This window comes from Nonomuraea solani (assembly GCF_900108335.1).
Taxonomy (GTDB): domain Bacteria; phylum Actinomycetota; class Actinomycetes; order Streptosporangiales; family Streptosporangiaceae; genus Nonomuraea; species Nonomuraea solani.
The window spans coordinates 7,165-25,586 of sequence record NZ_FNVT01000019.1; the positions used below are offsets into that span (position 1 = coordinate 7,165).

At 73.5% G+C, this 18,422-nt stretch carries 5 protein-coding genes; 4 read left to right on the top strand and 1 reads right to left on the bottom strand.

The features are described from left to right. The first annotated feature begins 97 nt into the window (after positions 1–97). Complete coding sequence (locus tag C4V41_RS45100) at positions 98–12,535, top strand: hybrid non-ribosomal peptide synthetase/type I polyketide synthase (protein ID WP_103962209.1); 12,438 nt, start codon at positions 98–100, stop codon at positions 12,533–12,535. Here the strand turns inward: C4V41_RS45100 and C4V41_RS45105 are convergent. Further along, positions 12,492–15,200: an ATP-binding protein gene (locus tag C4V41_RS45105; protein ID WP_103962210.1), complete on the bottom strand. Its 2,709-nt coding sequence runs from the start codon at positions 15,198–15,200 to the stop codon at positions 12,492–12,494. The two genes, C4V41_RS45100 and C4V41_RS45105, sit on opposite strands and share 44 nt — an antisense overlap. A gap of 117 nt (positions 15,201–15,317) precedes the next feature. Here C4V41_RS45105 and C4V41_RS45110 point away from each other — a divergent pair, with 117 nt between their 5' ends. From C4V41_RS45110 to C4V41_RS45120, 3 genes are all read left to right on the top strand, one after another. Beyond that, positions 15,318–16,238 carry an alpha/beta hydrolase gene (locus tag C4V41_RS45110; RefSeq protein WP_103962211.1) on the top strand — a complete coding sequence of 307 codons (921 nt, stop codon included), beginning with the start codon at positions 15,318–15,320 and terminating at the stop codon, positions 16,236–16,238. Continuing rightward, entirely contained in the window at positions 16,235–17,533 is a 1,299-nt protein-coding gene (locus tag C4V41_RS45115) for an MFS transporter (RefSeq protein ID WP_103962212.1), read from the top strand. Before C4V41_RS45110 ends, C4V41_RS45115 begins: the two co-directional genes overlap by 4 nt. 66 nt (positions 17,534–17,599) lie before the next feature. Next, a complete protein-coding gene (locus tag C4V41_RS45120; protein WP_103962388.1) occupies positions 17,600–18,421 on the top strand; it encodes an alpha/beta fold hydrolase in 822 nt (273 codons plus the stop codon). The last annotated feature ends 1 nt before the right edge of the window (position 18,422 follow it).

An 18,422-nucleotide genomic window follows, 5' to 3' on the forward strand; every position in this document is an offset into this window, starting at 1 on the left:
CTCACGTACCGGGACAAATCCCAGAATTACCGCCCGAAGCCCGTAGGCTCCCTTTCCCACGCGGACGCGACAGGAGCCGGTGGAAGGCGGGGCGGGCATGAGCGGGCTGGGCGAAGCGACGGTTTTGCCGGACGTGCTGCTGGGGGCGGCTTCGCGGGCGCCGGATCAGGCGATCGTGCATGTACGCGGTGACGGCGGCGAACGTACCGTCACCTTCCGCGAGTTGCGGGACGAATCCCTGCGGGTGGCGGGCGGCCTGCTCGACGCCGGTCTGGCGCCCGGGACCGCCGTGCTCCTCCTCGCCGATGCCGGTGATGACTTCCAGCCGCTGTTCTGGGGCCTTCTCGCGGCCGGCCTCGTACCGGTGCCTCTGGCCCCTGACGTGCGGCGGATCCGTCCCGTGTGGGAGTTCCTCGACCGGCCGCCCGTCGCCGTGGACGCGGCCACCGCCCCGCTGCTCTCAGCCTTGGGCGACGGCGTACGGCCCCTGCATCTGGACGTGTTGCGCGACGGGCGCCCGCCGGCCGTTCTGCCGGTACGGGCGCCGGACGACGTGGCGTTCCTGCAGTTCTCCTCGGGCAGCACGGGGGCGCCGAAGGGCGTTGAGCTGACGCATGCCGCCGTACTGGCCAATCTGGAGCAGATCCGGGTGGCGACGGCGATCGGGCCGGACGACGTGGCCGCGAGCTGGATGCCCTACTTCCACGACATGGGGCTGATCGGCACCCACCTCGTCCCGCTCGCCGCGCGGATCAAGCAGGTGAAGCTGAGCCCGCTGTCGTTCGCCAAGCGGCCCGCGCTGTGGCTGGAGGCGGTGGCGCGCCACCGGGCGACGCTGCTGTCCGCCGCGAACTTCGCCCTGGCGCTGGTGGAGCGGCGGATCCCCTTGGACACGCTCGCCAGCCTGGATCTGACGAGCGTGCGGATGATCCTCGTGGGCGCGGAGCCGATCTCACCTGCGGTGTGGCGCGCGTTCGTCCGCCGGATGCGGCCCACCGGGCTCGCCGCGCAGGCGCCACAGCCGGTGTACGGCCTCGCCGAGGCGACGCTCGCCGTCACCATCCCGCCTCTGGGTGAGGTGGCGGAGCCGCTCGTCCTGGACCGGGCGGCGCTCGGGCGGGGGCAGGCCGCGTACACGGAACCGGGCCCGCACGCCGTGGAACTGATGCCGGTGGGCCGTCCCGTGCCGGGGTGCGAGGTCCGGATCGTGGACGCCACGGGCGCGCGCCTGGGTGACCGGCGAGTCGGACATATCGAGGTACGGGGTCCGCAACTGGCCCGTGGTTACCACCGCTCCCCTGCCGAGACCGGGGCCGCCTTCCGTGATGGGTGGCTGCGTACCGGCGACCTGGGGTTTCTCTTCGAGGGACGGCTGTGCGTGGCCGGGCGGCACAAGGACGTCGTCTTCGTCAACGGGGCCACCTACCATGCGTCCGACCTGGAGGAGGTGGCGGCGGGCACGCCGGGGCAGGCGCGGGGTCCGGTCGCGGTCGTCGGCTCCGCCGACCCGGTGTCGGGCGGGGAGCGGGTCGTGGTGTTCGTCACGACCCGCCGATCGGACCCGGACGTGCTGCGCGAGGTCGCCGTCCGGGTCGGCGCGGCCCTGGGGCATGACGACGTGCGGGTGCTGGCGCTGCCGGCCCGGGCGTTCCCGCGCACGACCAGCGGGAAGCTGCGCCGGGCGCTCATGCGGGAGCGCTTCGAGGCGGGGGCTTACGCCGAATTCGAGACCCACCGAGCGGTGGCCGTCGACCGTACGGTGCCGGCGTCCAGCGAGCCGGTCCAGCACGCGGAACAGGCGTCCAGCGAGCCCGTCCAGCACACGGAGACGACATCCGGCGAGCCCGTCCAACCTGCCGAGGCGACATCCAGCGAGCCGACCCAGCGTGCGGAGCAGGCGTCCGGCGAGCCGGTGCCGGTCCGGGACGCCGGATCGGATGGGCTGTCCGTGCCTCGTTCCCGCCGGGAGGTGGAGTCCGCCGTTCTCGGTATCTGGGCCCAGGTGCTCGGCCTGCCCGTTACCCGGATCGGCCTGGACGACCGGTTCTCCGCCCTCGGCGGCTCGTCGCTCAAGGCCATGCAGGTGCTCGCCGCCGTGGAGGACCTGTTCGGCGTCTCCCTGCGACCGTCCGATGTCCGCGACCACGACACCGTGGCCGCCCTCGCCGGCCACGTCCTGGCCGCCGACGACCAGGCCGACATACCGGAGCACCCCGGCGGTCCCGATGGCCCGATGATCGTCGTAACCGGGACGGCGTGCCGTTTCCCTGGTGCCGACACGCCCGAGGAGTTCTGGCGCCGGCTCGCGGAAGGACACGACGCCGTCACCGGCGTACCCGCTGGACGGTGGGCGGACCCGGCGGACGCGGAGGGCCGGTGGGGCGCGTTCCTCGACGACCCGGCCGCCTTCGACGCCGAGTACTTCGGCATCGGCGAGGAGGAGGCCACCGCGACCGATCCGCAGGCCCGGCTCTTCCTCGAACTGGCCCACGAGGCCCTCGAACGAGCCGGATACGCGGGGCCGAGGAGGCGGGGCCGCCGGGTGGGGGTGTTCGCCGCCGCAGGGGAAAGCGGATACCGCCGGCTACTCGAAGAAGCGGAGCTGCCCGCGTCCGCGCTGGTCGGGAACCTGGGCAACCTGCTCGCCGCGCGGGTCGCGCACTGCCTGGACCTGACCGGTCCCGCGCTCGTGGTCGACACCGCCTGCTCGTCCGCGCTCGTCGCCCTGCACCTGGCGCGCCGCAGCCTGCAACAGGGTGAGTGTGACGTCGCCGTCGTCGGCGGTGTCCATCTCAACCTCACCCCCGACGGGTACGCGGCGCTGGAGAAGACCCAGGCCCTGTCGCCGACCGGCCGATGCCACACATTCGGCGCCGCCGCCGACGGTTTCGTCCCCGGCGAGGGCGGCGCGGCCATCGTACTGACACGTCTCGACGACGCGGAACGGGCCGGCGATCCGATTCTGGCCGTCCTGCGCGGCACCGCCGTGAACAACGACGGCCGCTCACTCAGCCTGATGGCCCCCAACCCGCTGACCCAACGGGAGGTCATCACCCAGGCGTACCGCGAGGCGGGCATCGACCCCGGCAGCGTCTCGTATGTGGAGGCCCACGGCACCGGCACGCCGATCGGCGACCCCATCGAGCTCGCCTCCCTTGCGCACGCCTTCCCACCGCGCGCCGACGGGCGGCCGCGGCTGCTCGGCTCGGTCAAGACCAACCTCGGGCACCTGCTCAACTCCGCCGGCATGCCCGGTCTGGTGAAGGTCCTGCTGGCGCTCCGGCACCGGCAACTGCCCCCGTCTCTGCACCACACACCGCTCGCACCAAAGGCTGACCTGGGCGAATCCGGCTTCGCGGTGGTGAGCGAGCTGCGCGAATGGGACACGCCGGGCCCTCTGGTCGCGGGCATCAACGCGTTCGGCTTCGGCGGCACCAACACCCACGCCATCCTCACGGAACCACCCACCCGGCGACCTACCTCCCCGTCCGCTTCCGCAGGCCCGCGGTCGTCCTCCGCGTCCGGCACCACCGGTCCACAGCCACCCCCCACGCCCACCGCCACGAGCCCGCAACCACCCCACACGCCCGCGCCCGCACGACCGCGACCAATCTCGGCACCCACTGCCACCAGTCCACAGCCACCCCCCGCCTCCACCACCGCAGGACCACGACCGCCCCACACGCCCGCGCCCGCACGACCGCGACCACCCCACACGCCCGCGTCGGCAGGACCGCGGGCGGCCGCTTCTGTGGGTCCGTGGCTGCTCACGCTGTCGGCGCGCAGTGCGCAGGGGCTGCGTGCCGCCATGGCGGACCTGGCGCGGCACCTGCGGGAGCACCCGGAGCTCGATGAAGGGGACGTCTGTGCCGCGGTGGCCGCCGCTCGTGACGAGGGGCCGCACCGGCTGGCCGTGGTGTCCGACGGCGATCTCGCCGCGCGACTGGAGGAAGGACCGGCGGGCCGGCAGCCGGGGTCACGGCCGCGGCTGGTCCTCCTGCTGCCGGGCCAGGGTGCGCAACGCCCTGGGCAGGCCCGTGCCCTGCACGCGGACGCGCCGGTGTTCCGGGACGTTCTGGACGAGGCGTCCGACCTCGTCGGCGAGATCGCCGGCCGTAGCCTGTCGGCCTGGTGCCTGGATCCCGGCGTTTCTCCCGCCGACCTTGCCCGCACCGACGTAGCCCAACCGCTGCTCGTCGCGTACGGGGTCGCGGTCGCCCGTCAGTTGCGCGCGTGGGGGATCGTGCCGGACGCCGTCGCCGGGCACAGCGTCGGCGAGATCGCCGCCGCCTGTGTCGCGGGACGGCTCACGCTCGGCGACGCCGTACGGTTCGCCGCCGAGCGCGGCCGTCTGATGAACGACTTGTGCGTTCCGGGCGCCATGGCCGCCGTACGCGCGGGCGAGGACGTCGTGGCGGAACTGGTGGCCGGGTCGGAAGGCGCGCTGAGCGTGGCCGCGATCAACGCCCCCGCCCAGACGGTCATCGCCGGGACGCCACAGGCCGTCGACCGTGCCGTACGCGAGCTGACCGCCCGGGGGATCGCCGCGCGACGGCTGGAGGTGTCCCGGGCCTTCCATTCCCCGTTGATGGACCCGGCATTGGATCCGCTGGCGGAGGCGGCCGCGTCCTTGACCCCGCGGTCGTCTGTCACCCCGCTGATGAGTACGGTCACGGCGGAGTGGCAGCCTGCCCTCACGCCGGAGTACCTGCGGGAGCACGCGGCACGCCCGGTCCGCTTCGGCGCCGCCGTGGAGCGGCTGCTCGACGACGGGTACGACACGTTTCTGGAGCTCGGCCCCACACCCACCCTGGGCGGGTCCGTCCGCGCGATCGCGGCGGCGCACGGACGTACCCCTGTCGTGCTGGCGTCCCGGGACGGTGACGGGGTGCGCGGCCTGCTGGAGACGGCCGGTCGGCTCTGGGAGCACGGCGTGAGCCTCGATCGCACAGTGCTGGACGCCGGTCGTGCGCGTGTGGCCGTACCCACCTATCCCTTCCAGCGGCGCCGATACTGGCCGGCGGCCGCGCCACGGCGGCTGTTGCATCGGTTCGTGTGGGACGACGCACCGCTGACCGTCGGTCCCGAGCCGCGTACGGTGCTTTTGGCGGGCCCGGACTGTCCCCTCTCCCGCGCACTGGCGGACCGGCTCAAGGGACGCGGCGCCACCGTGAACCGGGCCGAGGACCCACACGCGGACCAGGCGCCACGGCCGGACGTCGTCGTCCTGTTCGGCGGGCCCCCCACGGACCCGGACTCGGTGGCGGAGCTGGACGCCGCCCACCTCGCCATGGTGCGCGACCTCCATGACCTGCTGCCTCGCCTCGCGAACGACCGCTCTCGGATGCTCGTCGTCACCGAGGACGTCCATGTCACCGGCGTCGCCACCAACGACGTTCACACCAGCGGGCACACTCCCGCCGTCCCCAAAGACAGGCACGCCACCACCGAGCACACCCACCCCGCCGGTGCCGCCCCCAAGGACGGTCGCGCCTCCGGCATCTCAACCGAAGACGCCCGCACCACCGAGCACGTCGACATCGCCGGTGAGGTGGTGGAGCGGCCGCGGCCGGTGCAGGCGGTGCTCATCGGGCTGGCGTCGGCGTTGCCGGACGAGTTGCCCGGTGTGGTGGCCCAATGCATAGACCTGTCTTCGTCGGACGACCTCGCCACGCGGCTTTCCGCGCTCGACCGGGAACTGGCCTCGCGGGAAGGATCGACCACGGTCGCCTGGCGAGCCGGTCGGCGTCTCGGCCGTACGCCTGAGCCTGTCGTCACCACGACGACCGAGCCCGCCGTCACGACCAAGCCTGTCGTCACCACGACGACCGAGCCTGCCGCCACGACCGAACCTGCCGTCACGACAACAACCGAGCCTGCCGTCACCACGACGCCGACGGAGTTGCCCGCGGACGGCGTGTACCTGATCACCGGAGGCGCCGGCGGGGTGGGTAGTGCGCTCGCTCGCGACCTCGCCGACCGTGGCCGGCCGACGCTGGTGCTGATCGGCCGGTCGCCGCAACCGCCCGTCGAGCTGCTGTCCGACCTGCGCTCCCGTGGTGCCGTCGCCCAATACCGCGTCGCTGACGTGTCGTGCGAGGCCGACGTGGACGCCGTACTGGCGGATCTGCCACACCTGGACGGTGTGTTCCATGCGGCCGGCGTGGTGCGCCCTGGGACACTTCGCGCCAAATCCCCCGAGGAGGTAGCCGGGAACCTGGCCGCGAAGACGCGCGGCACCCACCTGCTCGCCCGCGGGCTCCTCCGGTACGACCTGCGCCCCGTCATCTGCGTGGCCTTCTCCTCCGTCGCCTCGGTGCTGCCCGGCCTGGCCGGAGCGCTCGGCGACTACGCGGCGGCCAACGCCTTCCTCGACGCCTTCGCCGCCGCAGAGCGCGCGGCAGGCCGGCCGTGGCTGGCACTGAACTTCGCCGCGATCACGGGGACCGGCCTGGCAGCGGGCCTGCCGGCAGGACGCACCGGAAGCGGCTTGCCGGCAGGCGGCGGTACTGAGGCCGACCAGGCGGAAAGCATGCCGGCAGGCGGCACCGGGACCCGTCCGGCCTCGGGCTGGTCGGTGGGCGGTGCCGGCGCGCCTGGGCTCAAGCCCCTGAGCGCGGCCGACGCGTTGCGGGCGTTGCATGATGCGTGCGGTGTTGATGCGCTCGGTGTTGGTACGCGCGGTGTTGATGCCGCCCAGCTTCTGGTCGCCGATCTGGAAGCGGGCTCACGGCCACGCGCCGTCCTCGGCGCCGAAGCGCCTGCCCCCGTGACCCCTCATGCGAAGGTTGAGGAGGCGAGTGACGGGCCGGAGCTTCTGCGGCGGCTCGTGGCCGAGGCTCTTCGGTGCGCTCCCGACGACATCGGCGACGACGAGCCGCTTCTCGGTCTCGGGCTCGACTCGCTCACGGCCGTCGATCTCGTCAAGCGGCTGGAGCGGAGGCTGAACCGTTCGCTGCCGATCACGCTGTTCTTCGAGCATCGGACGCTGCGCGAACTCTCGGTGTACCTTCAGGACGGCCCTCGACGGGACGATCAGGACGACAGGCCATTCCCGCTGACGCCGGTGCAGCTTGCCTTCCGTACCCAGAGTCGCCTGTATCCGGACATCGCCGCCTACGGTTACGTGCGTCAGAGCATCGACGGTCCGCTCGACGCCGAGTTGCTGGGGCGGGCGCTGAAGCGACTCGCCGACCGCCACCCCATGCTCCGGCTCCGCGTACGCTCCGACGACACGGCGGTCTCCGTCCCCTCCGGCGAGGGCGTGGTGCCCGACTGGTACGAGGTCCGGCCCGGCATCTGCGCGAACGGCGAGGAGCTGGCGGCTCTCGAGACGGCACTGTGCAACCGGGTCTTCGACCTCACGACCGAGGCGCCCGTGCGCGCCCTGCTCGTACGCACCGGCACCGGCACCGCCCACCTGATCGTCGTGGTCCACCACGCCGCCGCCGACGGATTCAGCCTCAACCTCCTTGGTGCGGAACTGTGGACCGTCTACACCGCGCTCGCCCGGGGCAGGACTCCCGCTCTGCCATCGCTCGAAACCACGTTCTCCGCCTATGCGGCCCAGGCCCAGGCGGAACGGTCGAGCCCGGCCTTCCGCGACGACCTGGCGTACTGGCGGGACACCCTCGCTCTCGGCGGCGACCCGCTCGCGCTCCCCTACGACGGCGATCCGCGCGGGCTGCCCGGACCGCCGCTGCTGACCCATCAGGTGTCCACCGGCCCCGAGCTGTCGGCCGCGTTGCGCGACCTGGCCGCCGCGCACGGGGTGTCCCTGTTCCAGTTGCTGCTCGCCGCGTACCTGCGATGTTTGTCCCGGTGGAGCGGAGGTCGGCGGGATGTGGCCGTGAACGTCGCCAGGGCCCGCCGCGACATCCGGCTGCCCGGCGTCGAGCGGATCGTCGGCCCGCTGGCCGACACCCTGCCGGTGATGGCCCGGGTCGAACCGGGCGAATCGGTGTCCGCGCTGGCGGCCCGGCTGCGGGACACCTGGGCGGCGGGCGAGAGGCACGGCCGGCCCACCAGCCTGGATCTGGCCCGGCTGCTGCCCGCGAACGGTGCCGGCCCTCGTACGGTCAGCCCGGCGTCGTTCAGTTTCGCGCGCTTCCCGGTCGCGATCGACCCCGGCTGTCCGGTGGAGGTACGGCCGGTCGCGGCGGGAACGGCGTCCGCCGCCACGCGGCTGAGCCTGTTGGGCTGGGAGGCGGACGGTGAGCTGCACTTCTCGTGGAACTTCCCGTCGCGACTGTTCGACCGCGCCACGATCGAGGAGCTGGCCCGGCAACACCTGGCCGAACTCGCCGAGAGCACTTTCGTGCCGCGCCGAACGGAAATCCACGCTGAGCCGCGGGCCGGCGTTGTCGCGCGGTTGCTGGCCCGGTTCCAGGCGGCTCCTGGGGCGATCGCCGTCGACACCGGGGCGGGCACCATGACGTACGCCGAGCTCGACCGGGTGGCCGCGGCCCTCGCCGCCCGGCTGAGGGCCGCCGGTGTCGTCCCCGGCGACCTGGTGGGGTTGATCACCGAGCCCGGCGCCGACACCGTGGCGGGTGTCGTCGGGATTCTGCGGGCGGGCGCCGGATGGGTGCCGCTGGACGCCGCGCATCCGTCCGCACGACTGGCCGGGCAACTCGCGCGTACGGGGGCACGGACCCTCGTGTGCCACGATGCGACCCGAGCCCCGGCGACTACGCTCGCCCAGGCCGTCTCCGCGACGCTGGTCACCGTCGACGACCGGCTCCCCGAGGGCATCGCGGACGTGCCGCGCGCCGGCCCGGGAACCGGCGGCGGGCTCCCCGGCGACGTTGCGAAGGCGTTGCCCGCCGACTGGGAAACCGACGGCCGGCTCTCCGGCGGTATCGCGGAGGCGTCGCCCACCGGCCCGGAAACCCTCGGCGTCATCGGCGCGACAGCGGTCGGCCCTGAGGCGGTGGCGTATGTGATCTTCACGTCGGGGTCCACGGGCAGGCCCAAGGGGGTGCCGATCACGTACCAGGCGATGGAGAACTACCTCGACTGGGCCCTGGCCACGTTCGGGTATCGGCCCGGCGACCGGCTCGCCCAGACCGCCTCCCCGTGCTTCGACGCCTCAGTACGACAGCTCCTCGCCCCGCTGCTGGCCGGTGCCACGGTGGTCACGCTGCCGCGGCACCTGGTCCGCGATCCCGAGGCGCTGCTGGAGCGGGTCGAGCAGGGCCGGATCACCGTGTGGAGCTCGGTGCCCGGCCTGTGGTCGCGGCTGCTCGAAGCGGCCGAGACCCGGGTACGGAACGGCGGGTCGCTACCGGATCTGTCGGCGCTGCGCTGGATCCACGTGGGTGGCGAGGCGCTGCCGGCCGCCCACGTGCGCCGCTGGTACGACCTGTTCGGGCCGGGGCAGCGGATCGCCAACCTGTACGGGCCCACCGAGGCGACCATTAATGCGACATGTCATGTCATCGATGCCCGGCCCGCCGACGACGTACGCACCCTGCCGATCGGCCGGCCCCTCACCGGGACGCGGGTCGAGGTGGTGGCCCCGGACGGCCGCCGTTGCGCCCCGGGCGAACCCGGCGAGCTGCTCATCTCCGGCGTGGGCCTCACACCGGGATACCTGGGCGAGCCGGAGCTGACGGCCGCGGCGTTCACGGAGCGCGACGGGCGGCGCTGGTATCGGAGCGGCGACCGGGTCGTCCGTACCCCGGCCGGAGAGCTGGAGTTCCTCGGGCGCGTCGACGACCAGGTGAAGGTGCGCGGGCATCGGGTGGAGCCCGGGGAGATCGAGGCGGCGCTGCAAACGCATCCCGCCGTCGCCCGTGCCGCCGTCGTACCGCACGGTGATCGGCTGGCCGCCTTCGTCGAATGCCGGGCGGGGGCTCCGGTGCCCGAGGCGACGGCCCTGCGCGCCTATCTGGCCGGGATGCTGCCGGCGTACCTGGTGCCGTCCCGTCTCCACGTCGTCGATGCGCTCCCGCTGACGGGCACCGGCAAGATCGACCGCGGCGACCTCACCCCCGCGCCCGTCGAAGCCACACCGAAGACGCCGACCGAGGTACTGCTGGCGCGGATCTGGTCCGAGCTGCTCGATGTCCCGTCGATCGGCCGGGAGGACGACTTCTTCGCGTTGGGCGGCGACTCCATCCTCATCCTCGAGGTCTTCGCCCGGCTGCGCGAGAAGCTCCCAAACGTGCCCAGACCCACCGCCGTCTACACCCACGGCACCCTGAAAGCCCTGGCCACCGCCGTGGACGAAACCCCGGGGGCGACCCCGGTGGACACCCCGCACGGCAAAGACGGCCCGTTCCCGCTCACCCCCTCCCAACGCGGTTTCCTGCTCGCCGAAGCGATCGCCCCCGAAGCCCCCTCGACCTGGCTGGCCTGCGTACGAATCCACGGACGGCTCGACCAGGACCGGTTCCAGCGGGCAGTGGACACATGCGTCGTCCGCCATCCCATGCTGCGGACCGTCTTCCCCGCCGGCGCCCGCCCCGCCGTCCAGCAGGAGCTTCCGCCCGCCATCCGGCTCCCCGTCTCCTTCGAGACCCTGCCCGACCCGGAACTCCTCCCATCGAAGGTCGCCGAAGAACGCGCACGCCGCTTCGAGTCCTGGGCCTGGCCACTGCTACGCCTGCGGCTGATCACCCTCACACCCGACGAGCACGTGCTGATCGTCCACGCCCATCACCTGATCGGCGACGGCTACAGCGCGGCACTCCTGGGCCGCGAACTGCTCACCGCGTACGACCGGGGTGACGCCGCCGAGCCTCCCCCGCTCCGCAGCACCTTCCGCGACCATGTGGCCCTGCTGGAACGCACGACGACTCCCGCCCGCCCCGCCGCGCCGTACCAACGTCCGGTCCTGGGCGGAAAAGGACCGTATCGATCCGCCGGGTTCACCCTCCAAGCGCACCAGGTGACGGCCCTGCGCCGGATGGCCCGCGAGGCGGGTACGACCCTCTTCGCCCCGATCCTGACCGCGTACTACCGAACTCTGGCCGCCGTCACCGGCCAGGACGATCTCATCCTCGGGCTCGCCGTCACCGGCCGCGACCACGCGCCGCCCGACGCCCACCGGGTGTTCGGCCCTTTCGCCGCCGCCGTGCCGCTGCGCCCGGCCCGGCCACCCGGCGCGGGCCGGGCCTTCACCGACGACCTGCGCAGGGTCGCCGCCGAGGTCGTGTCCGCCCGTACCGACGGCCTCCGGCAAGGCACGGAGCCACCGGCCCAGTTCTTCTTCACCTTCCTCGACTTCTCGGCGCTCGGCCCGCTCAAGGGCGAGAGCTTGAGCATGGAATGGGACGACCTGGACTCCGACCTGGCCCCGACCGGAACCGACACCTTCCTGGCCGCGCGACCGGCCGGGGACGGCGAGCTGCGGCTGGTGCTGCGGGCTTCGGTCTTCACGGAGGCGGACTTCGGCGCGTTCGTACGCGCGCTGCGCAAGGAACTGGCCACGGACCCGCTGGACGCCGCGCTCATCGGCTACCTCCCCGCCCCCGGCCAGCTCACCGCGCTCGCCGGCCTGGAACCGGGTACGTGGTCACGCGAACAGGTACGGGCCCTGCTCTTCCCCGATGGCCGCCCCCGCCTGGTCGAGGAGATCAGCACCCCACTGGGCCGGTCCGGCTTCGTCTGCCTGCCGCTGTTCGCCGACGAGCTGCCGGGCGTACCCGATCTGGCCGGTCGGGCGGCCGGGGCGGTGGAGTACGCCGCGTCGCTGGGCGCCCGCTGCGTCTCGCTCGCGGGCATGATCCCCTCACTCACCGGGTACGGCTACGACGTCCTTCGAGAGACCACGGCCGCCGTCACCACGGGCCACGCGGCGACCGCCGTGTCCGTGGTCAAAACCGTCCACGCGGCGCTCGAACGATCAGGGCGTACCCTCGATGAACTCACCGTCGCGGTGGCCGGTCTCGGCTCGATCGGCCGAGCCTGCCTCGAACTGCTCCTGACGCTCGCCGAAAGCCCACCCGCCCGGCTGCTCCTGTGCGACGTCGCGGGCAGCGCGCCCCGGCTCGCGGAGCTGGCGAAGGACCTGGTGGACCGCGGTCTGGCCGGCGCCGTCGAGGTGCACGAGCCCGGCCCCGCCCTGTACGAGGCCACTCTCCTCATCACCGCGATCAGCGGCGACGACACCCTGCTCGACGTGGACCGGCTCCACCCCGGCACGATCGTGGTCGACGACTCCTTCCCGCACTGCTTCGACCCGGTGAAGGCCCTGGCCAGGATGGAGGAACGGCGCGACGTGCTGATCGTGGGCGGCGGCCTGCTGGCGGTCAGCGACGTCGAGCGGCGCATCGCCGACGGGCTGCCGCCGGCCGCATACGCGGCACAGTCGTGGATTCCCGGCACGATCGCCTCCTGCCGGCTCGAATCGCTGCTCAGGGCGGCCCGCCCCGGCCTTCCCCTGGTGCACGGCCTGGTCGGCGTCTCACCGGCCCTCGCCTACTGGAGGGCGATGGAGGAGGCGGGCGTCGGCGCGGGCCCGCTGCACCTGCTCGGCCACGAGGTCAAGCCCCCTCCAGCGCGTCCCGCAACTGGGCGCGCGAGGTGATGCCGAGCTTGGGGAACGCCCGGTACAGGTGGGTGCTGACGGTCCGGTGCGACAGGTAGAGCTGCTGCCCGATCTGGCGGTTGGACAGCCCGGCGGCGGCCAGCCGGGCGATGTGCAGCTCCTGCGAGGTGAGCAGTTCGGCGGCCGGCGGGACGCGCAGGTCGCTGGCCTCGCCCGCGGCCCGCAGCTCCTGGCGGGCCTTCTCTCCCCAGGCGAGCAGCCCGAGCACGTCGAAGGTGTCGCGGGCCGCCCGCAGCGGCACGCGTGCCTCCTGGATCCGCCGCCGCCGGCGCAGCCACATGCCGTGGGCGAGCAGCAGGCGCGCCCGCGCGGTGGGCCAGGCCGCCAGGTCGGCGCGTAATGCGACGTCGTAGAGAGCCTCGTCGTCGGACAGCACCGCCCGCGCGTGCCGGAGCCCCAGGTGCAGGAGCGGGGACGGGGTCAGGGCGGCCACCCGCTCCAGCTCCGCCACCGCCCGCCTGGCCGTCTCCTGCCGGCCTGCCCCGACCGCGGCCTCGGCCAGCTCGCTGATCACCCACTGCCGCCAGGTGGCGTGGTGGGCGGCGTCGCCCGGCTCGTACAGGCGCCACAGGTGCCCGAAGGCGTCGTCGTGCCGCCCGGCGCACAGCGCGATCACGCCTCTGGCGTGCTGGAACAGCGCCGCGACCGAGCTGATGGCGACGGTGCCGAGCACGCGCTCGCCCTCGGCGGCCAGCTCCAGGCCGCGGGCCTCGTCACCGCGGAGCCCGGCCAGCAGCGCCCGCATCGCCAGGGCGGAGGCCTGCCGGCGCCGCTGCCCGGTCTCGCCGGCCAGACGCGCGGCCTCCTCGGCGACGAGCAGCGCCCCGGCCCAGTCGCCGCAGAAGATCTGGCGCCACACCTGCGTGCTGAGCGCCCGCGTGAGCAGGCCCAGCCTGCCCTGGGCGCGCAGGTCGGCGATCGAGGGGTCCAGGAAGTCGCCGACCAGGTCGAAGGCGCCGACCGTGCTCGCCGCGACGCCCAGCAGCCGCGTCATGGCCCCGTCCAGCCGGGCGTCGCGCGCCTTGGTCAGGCGTTCGATGACGTCCGCCCCGCGTTCCACCGCCCCGGCCGTGGCCAGGGTGATCAGCAGTTCGGGGTCGTCGTCGCCGGCCGCGAGCCGCTCGGCCAGGGCGATGACGCGCGAGCGCTGCTCCCAGCCGGGGTCGCTCCACCAGGAGCGGATGGCCGCCGTCCGGACCAAGTTGAGCGCGAGCTCGCGGTCGCCCGCCGCCGCCACCGCCTCGGCGGTCGTGATCAGTCGCCGGATCCCCGCGGGGCCGTCGTTGCGCCCTTCGCCCAGTTCCTCGCTGAGCAGGACGACCCTGGCCCGCGGCAGTTCGCCGGCGACGGACGGCTCGGCCAGCGCGAGCAGTTCGGCGGCCTGGTCGCCGCGGCCGAGCTCGAAGGCCAGTTCGGCGGCGGCCAGCACGCGGTGAGCGCCGGCGGCGGGCTCCTCGCTGACCTCCGCCGCACGGCGCAGGGCGGTCACCGCCACCGGGATCGCGCCGCGCTGCCGGGCCCGGGCGGCCACCTCTTCCAGCTCGGCGGCGACGGACTCGTCCCGATGGGCGATCGCCGCGGCGCGGTGCCAGGCCCTGCGGTCCGGATCGCGGCCGTGCACCCGGGCCAGCGCGGCGTGGGCGGCCAGGCGATCGGTGCGGCCGGCCCGCTGGTAGATGGCCGAGCGCACCAGCGGATGCCGGAAGCGGAGTGCCTGCTCCTGCAGCTCCACGAGCCCCGCGTCGACGGCCGGGGCCAGCGCGTCGGCGCTCACCTCGGCGCCGGTCACCATCGCGCCGCCCGCGAGGGTGTCGGCCAGGTCGTGGCCGTCGTTGGCGGCGGCCACCAGCAGCAGCGCTCTGGCAGGGGGCGGAAGATCAGCCAGCCGTACGGCGAACGCCTGCTCCAGGCGCGCGGTGAGCGGCAGGATCCCCGCCTCGGCGGTGACCGTCCCGGCCTCCAGCGCCAGCGGCAGCTCGACCAGGGCGAGCGGGTTGCCGGCCGCCTCGCTCAGCACGCGCCAGCGGATGCCGACGCTGAGCTCGGCGGCCTGGGCGTCCAGGAGCGCCTCGGCCGCGGCGGGGTCCAGGCCGGTCAGCTCCAGTTCGGGTACGTCGCTGCCGTCCAGGCCGGTGGGGTAGCCGTCGCGCAGCCCCATCAGCAGCACGATCGGATCCGAGCGCACGCGCCTGGCCACGAACGCCAGCACCTCGGTGGTGGGCCGGTCCAGCCACTGGACGTCGTCCACCACGATCAGCAGCGGCCGCCGGGCCGCCGCGTCGCCCAGCAGGTTGAGGACGGCCAGCGCGACCAGGAACGGCTCGGGGTCGCTGACCTCGGCCATCCCGAAGGCGCCCAGCAGGGCCTCCCGCTGGCGGGCGGGCAGTTGATCGGCGGCGCCGAGCATCGGCCGCAGCACCTGGTGCAGCCCGGCGAAGGGCAGGTGCGTCTCGCTCTGCACCCCGGACGCGCCGGCCACCGTCACCCCGCGCGCCTCGGCCCGCGCGACGGCGACCGCCAGCAGGGCGGACTTGCCGATGCCGGGCACGCCGCGCACGACCAGGGCGTCGCCGCGCTCGTGAACGCCGTCCACGAGCCCTTCGAGCCTGGCCGTCTCCCGCTCACGCCCGAAGAGCGTGATCACGCTAAATCTCCCGCCGACGCCCCCATGATCAAATTGTCGCAGATGTACGTCATGTGACGAATGTCTGGTGCCTTGATTTTTCCTAACATCGGCGGCACCTCGCCCCTGGAGCGGCCCATGATCAAACCCGTACTGGAACCGGCCGCCCAGGCGTTCGCCGACGCGACCGCCGGCCCGCCCTACCTGCACGCCATGCCCCTCGAAGCGGGCCGCCGGGCGCTGGCCGAGGTGCAACGGCCGGAGCTGCGCGTGCCGGGCGTCGTCCGGCAGCCCGTCGCCGGGACGAGGCTCACCGTCTTCCGCCCAGGCAACGGCGCGGGCCCGCTGCCCGTGGTGCTCTACCTGCACGACGACTGGGTGTTCGGCGGCGAGCACGCCCACGAGCGGCTGGCCCGCGAGCTGGCGCATGAGTCGGGGGCGGCGACGGTGTTCGTCGACTACAGCCTCTCCCCCGAGGCCCGCTACCCCGTCGCGCTCGGCGAGGGCGTGGCGGCGCTGGACTGGGTGCGCGCGCACGGCGGCGCGCTCGGCCTGGACGCCTCGAAGGTCGCGGTGGCGGGCGGCAACCTGGCCGCCGCGCTGGCCCTGGCGGCCCGGGGGCGCCTGGCGGGGCAGGCGCTGCTCTGCCCCGCCACCAACGCGGCGTCCGACACCGGCTCCTACCGGGAGTTCGCCGAAGGCTACTTCCTGCGCGCGGACGGCATGCGCTGGTGCTGGGACCAGTACACGGCGGACGAGGCGCGGCGGGCCGAGATCACCGCCTCGCCGTCGCGGGCCACGCCGCGCGACCTGGCCGGCCTGCCGCCCGCGCTGGTCATCACCGCCGAGGCCGACGTGCTGCGGGACGAGGGCGAGGCGTACGCCGCCCAGCTCCGCCGGGCGGGCGTGCCTGTGACCGCGGTGCGCTACCAGGGCGTCATCCACGGATTCCTCACGCTCAACGCGCTGCGCGGCACCCACGCCGCCCAGGCGGCGATCGAGCAGGCCGGCCGCTTCCTGGCACGGGTGCTCGCCCCTACCGACGGGAGACGGTCATGACCAGCAGACCCGTGACCAAGGCCGCCGTCATCGGCACCGCGGTCGAGTTCTACGATCACGCCCTCTTCGGCCTGGCCGCGGCGATCGTCCTGAACGAACGGTTCTTCCCGGCCGACCAGCCGCTCGCGGGCACCCTCGGCTCCTTCGCCGCGTTCGCGGTCGGGTTTCTGTCCCGTCCCCTCGGCGGTGTCGTGTTCGGCCACTTCGGCGACCGCGTCGGGCGCAAACCCATGCTGGTCGTGACGTTGCTGCTGATGGGGCTGTCCACGGCCGGCATCGGGCTGCTGCCCACCTACGACCAGGTGGGCGTGGCGGCGCCGATCCTGCTGGCGCTGCTCCGGCTGGCGCAGGGCTTCGGGGCGGGAGCCGAGTACGCGGGCGCCCTGGTGCTGGTGGCCGAGACCAGTGACCCCCGGCGGCGGGGGCTGTGGGCCTCGCTTCCCGGCGCGGGCGTGCAGATCGGCATCCTGACCGCCACGCTGGTCTTCACCGCCGTCTCGGCGCTGCCGTCGTTCGAGACCTGGGGCTGGCGGCTGCCGTTCCTGCTCAGCCTGGCAGGGGTGGGCGTGGGGCTGTTCCTCAGGTTCCGGGTGCCGGAGTCGGAGCTGTTCGAACGCGAGCGGGCGCGCGGCCTGAGCCGGTTCCCGGCGCTGGAGGTCGTCAGGAGGCAGCCGCGGAGCCTGCTGATCGCGTTCGTGGCCAACGCGCCTTTCGGGGCGATCGCGTACATCATCAACGTCTTCCTGCTGTCGTACATGACCAAGACGCTCGGTCTGCCGGCCACGGTGGGACTGGTCGGCAACGTGTGCTCGTCCGCGGTGGCGATCGTGGTCACGCCGCTGTTCGGGATGCTGGCCGACCGTCTCGGCCGCCGGCCCGTCTTCCTGGGCACCGCGTTCGTGCTCGGCGTGTTCGCCTTCCCGATGTTCTGGCTGGTCGACACCGGCCGGCCCGAGCTGGTGATCCTGGCGGTCACGTTCGGGTACGGCGTCTGCGTCGCGGGGATGTTCGCCGTGCTGGCCTCGCTGCTCACCGAGTTGTTCGACACCCGCCACCGTTACAGCGGCATCGCGATCGCCCGGGAGTGGACGGCCGCGCTGAGCAGCGGTCCCGCCCCGCTCGTGGCGGCCGCCCTGGTGGCGGCTGCCGGGGGCGCGTCCTGGCCGGTCGCCCTGTTGCTGGTGGTCTGCGCGGCCATCACCTTCACCGCCGTCCTGTTCGCCCCGGAGACCCACCACCGGCACCTGACCGAACCCGTGAGCGAGCCCGCGATGCGTACCGGTGCAGTCATCTGACAGATGCCCGCCGAGCGCGGCGGACCTACCGTCGAGCCCATCGACACCGATCTGAAAGGTCTGGAAATGCCTTACGTGAGCGCCACCGACGGCACGCAGATCTTCTACAAGGACTGGGGGGCGGGACGGCCGGTCGTGTTCAGTCACGGCTGGCCGCTGAACGCCGACGCCTGGGACGGCCAAGCGCGGCTGGCCGCCTCCCACGGGTTCCGGGCCATCGCGCACGACCGGCGCGGCCACGGCCGCTCCGGCCAGCCCTGGAACGGCAACGACATGGACACCTACGCCGACGACCTGGCCGCCCTCATGGACACCCTCGGCTTACGCGAGGCCGTCCTGGTCGGCCACTCCACCGGCGGCGGCGAGGTGACCCGCTACGTCGGCAGGCACGGCACCGGGCGGGTGTCCAAGGTCGTGCTGCTGGGCGCCGTGCCGCCGCTGATGCTCAAGACCGGGGCCAACCCCGGCGGGCTGCCGATCGAGGCGTTCGACGCCATCCGAACCGGCGTCGAGACCGACCGCTCCCAGTTCTACAAGGAGCTGGCCGTGCCCTTCTACGGCTACAACCGGCCGGGGGCGCAGGTGTCGCAGGGCGTCATCGACGCGTTCTGGCTGTGGAGCATGCAGGTCGGCCTCAAAGGCGCGATCGACTGCATCCGGGCCTTCTCCGAGACCGACTTCACCGGGGACCTGCGGAGCATCGACGTTCCGACGCTGGTCGCGCACGGTGACGACGATCAGATCGTGCCCATCGCCGCCTCCGCGCTGGAGAGCGCCAAGCTGGTCAAGGACGCCACCCTGAAGATCTACGAGGGTGCTCCGCACGGCCTGGCCGGCGCGTTCGAGCGCGAGTTCAACGACGACCTTCTCGCCTTCCTGAACGCCTGAG

Bases quoted from the DNA above. Each gene is read 5' to 3' on its own strand.
- C4V41_RS45100 (WP_103962209.1), top strand. From the start codon at position 98: ATGAGCGGGCTGGGCGAAGCGACGGTTTTGCCGGACGTGCTGCTGGGG.
- C4V41_RS45110 (WP_103962211.1), top strand. From the start codon at position 15,318: ATGATCAAACCCGTACTGGAACCGGCCGCCCAGGCGTTCGCCGACGCG.
- C4V41_RS45115 (WP_103962212.1), top strand. From the start codon at position 16,235: ATGACCAGCAGACCCGTGACCAAGGCCGCCGTCATCGGCACCGCGGTC.
- C4V41_RS45120 (WP_103962388.1), top strand. From the start codon at position 17,600: ATGCCTTACGTGAGCGCCACCGACGGCACGCAGATCTTCTACAAGGAC.